Genomic DNA, 2,431 nt, shown 5'->3' on the forward strand with positions numbered 1-2,431 from the left:
ATACAAGATATAATGTTATTTATATTATTTAAAATTTTTTCTTTACCTAATAATTCCAAATATTCTAATAAAGCAGGGCCGTGATTTTTTCCTGTACAAGCTATTCTGACTGTCATAAAAAAATCTTTTCCTTTTAAATGTGTTCGTGTTTGCAGTTGGGAAACCATTTTTTTTAATTCAACATTTGTACAAGAAGATGATAATGAAAATAACAACTGATATAAATTTTTAATTAAATCTAAGTAAGATTTATGATTTAACAAAGGTAATAAATGTTTTATGTCCTGTTTGCAAGAAAAAAAATCATAATAAAAATCCACTATTTCTTGAATACAAGTAATACGATTTTGAAATAAAGCAACGAATTTTTGCAACCATGTATTTGATACAATAATTTTATTTCTTGTAAAGAAAATTTTAACACGTTCTACTAAATCTAATAAAGGCATTTTTTTCAAATATTGATTATTAATAAAAGATAATTTTTGAGAATCGAAAATTGCAGGAGCTTTGATCAATCTTTTAGTATCAAAAAGTTGAATAATTTCTTGTGGTGCAAGAATCGTTTGGTTTGTTAAAGGTGCAAATCCTAATAAAGACAAAAAATTAAATAAAGCCTCAGGTAAATAACCTAAGTCAATATATTTTTGAATAAATTGAATAATATTATTATTTCTTTTACTTAATTTTTTTTTATTTGTATTTAAAATTAAAGACATATGAGCAAAAGTAGGTATTTTCCATCCAAATGCTTGATAAATCATAATTTGTTTGGGAGTATTAGTGATATGTTCTTCACCACGAAAAATATGAGAAATTTCCATTAAATGATCATCTATTGCCACAGCATAATTATAAGTAGGAAAACCATTTTCTTTAATGATTATCCAATCTTCAATATCTTGACTGTGAAAAATCAATTTTCCTCTTATTAGATCATGAAAAGTAAAAATTTTTTTATTTGGTACTTTAAAACGAATAACAAATTTAGAAGAAGAATGTGACGAATACTCTTTATAAGCTAAATTCTTATATAATAAATATTGTGTATATTTTTGATAAATAGTTAATCTTTCAGATTGTCTATAAGGCTCAAAAGGCCCTCCACAATCTGGTCCCTCTTGCCATTCTAAACCTAACCATTTTAACTCTTTTAATTGTGTTTCTTCACTTTTTTGTACATTTCTCGCTAAATCTGTATCTTCAATACGAATAATAAAAACACCTTTATAACGACGCGTAAATAAATAATTAAATAAAGCGGTTCTAGCATTTCCGATGTGTAAAAAACCTGTAGGACTAGGAGCATAACGTGCTCTAATTGTGTTCATTATTAACCTCTTTTACTTAAAATCTTAATAACATATATTTCAGGAATGAAAAATATTCAAATATTTATTAAAATTAAAAAAGAGTCTCTTTGAACAAAGACTCTTAAAATAAACTTTTTCACAAAAATAAAAAATTAACGTTTAGAAAATTGAGGAGCACGACGTGCTTTTTTTAAACCATATTTTTTGCGTTCGACACAACGAGAATCTCTTGTGAGGAAACCTGCTTTTTTTAAAATATTTCTTAAACCTGGTTCGACTTTTAACAAGGAACGAGCAATACCTAAACGAATAGCACCTGCCTGCGCAGTTACTCCGCCACCATATACGTTAGCAAATACATCGTATTTTTCTAACACCTTCGTTAACTTTAAAGGTTTAATTGTTTCTAATCGAGTTTCTTTAGAAGAAATATAATTGTTAAATTCTCTTTTATTAATTTGAATATTTCCAGAACCTAAAGTTAAAATAACCCTTGCTATAGCACTCTTACGTCTACCTGTTCCGAAATATTGTTTTTTATCCATCATCTCTTTTTTATACCTCTAAAACCTTAGGTTTTTGTGATGCATGTCTATGATATGCATCAGAATAAACAAAAAGTTTTTTGCGCATTTGACGCCCTAATTTCGTATGAGGTAACATACCAAAAACAGCTTTTTCTACAATACGACTCGGAAACTTTTTCATTAAATCTACGGCTACAATTTGCGTTAACCCTCCTGGATAACCAGAATGTTTATAATAAATTTTTTGTTTCCACTTTTTTCCTGTTAAATGAATCTTGGAAGCATTAATAATAGTTACATAATCTCCATTATCAATATGTGGAGTATAATAAGTTTTATTTTTTCCTTTTAACACAGAAGCTACTTTAGTAGCTAATCTACCTAAAGTTTTTCCTTCGGCATCAATTATATACCATTGTCTTTTTATTTTTTGAGCATTAATAGAAAAAGTACGATTATTTAATTGTAAATTAGTTTTTTGATCAATTTTTATGTCCATAAATGATAATATGCCCTCTAAAAATTTTTATTGTTTTCTAAATTACCAAATAAAAAAATATTTTAGTTAACAAAAATGAATAAATTTAAAAC

At 26.5% G+C, this 2,431-nt stretch carries 3 protein-coding genes; all 3 read right to left on the bottom strand.

Annotated elements, in window-relative coordinates; all coding sequences use genetic code 11:
* A partial coding sequence (gene gltX / locus AlmWB_RS01575; RefSeq protein WP_050337412.1) for a glutamate--tRNA ligase occupies positions 1-1,331 on the bottom strand: 1,331 nt, incomplete at its 3' end.
* A 134-nt stretch (positions 1,332-1,465) separates the two neighbouring features.
* Positions 1,466-1,858: a 30S ribosomal protein S9 gene (gene rpsI, locus AlmWB_RS01580; RefSeq protein WP_083993362.1), complete on the bottom strand. Its 393-nt coding sequence runs from the start codon at positions 1,856-1,858 to the stop codon at positions 1,466-1,468.
* Between the two features lie 10 nt (positions 1,859-1,868).
* Positions 1,869-2,339, bottom strand: a complete 471-nt coding sequence (gene rplM, locus AlmWB_RS01585) for a 50S ribosomal protein L13 (RefSeq protein WP_050337415.1) — start codon at positions 2,337-2,339, stop codon at positions 1,869-1,871.
* Positions 2,340-2,431: the final 92 nt, after the last annotated feature.

The sequence above is a fragment of the Candidatus Phytoplasma phoenicium genome, from assembly GCF_001189415.1.
Taxonomy (GTDB): Bacteria; Bacillota_I; Bacilli_A; order Acholeplasmatales; family Acholeplasmataceae; genus Phytoplasma; species Phytoplasma phoenicium.

What these genes read in the sequence shown, in the direction of transcription:
- rpsI (WP_083993362.1), bottom strand. Translation starts at nt 1,858, where the DNA reads ATGGATAAAAAACAATATTTCGGAACAGGTAGACGTAAGAGTGCTATA.
- rplM (WP_050337415.1), bottom strand. Translation starts at nt 2,339, where the DNA reads ATGGACATAAAAATTGATCAAAAAACTAATTTACAATTAAATAATCGT.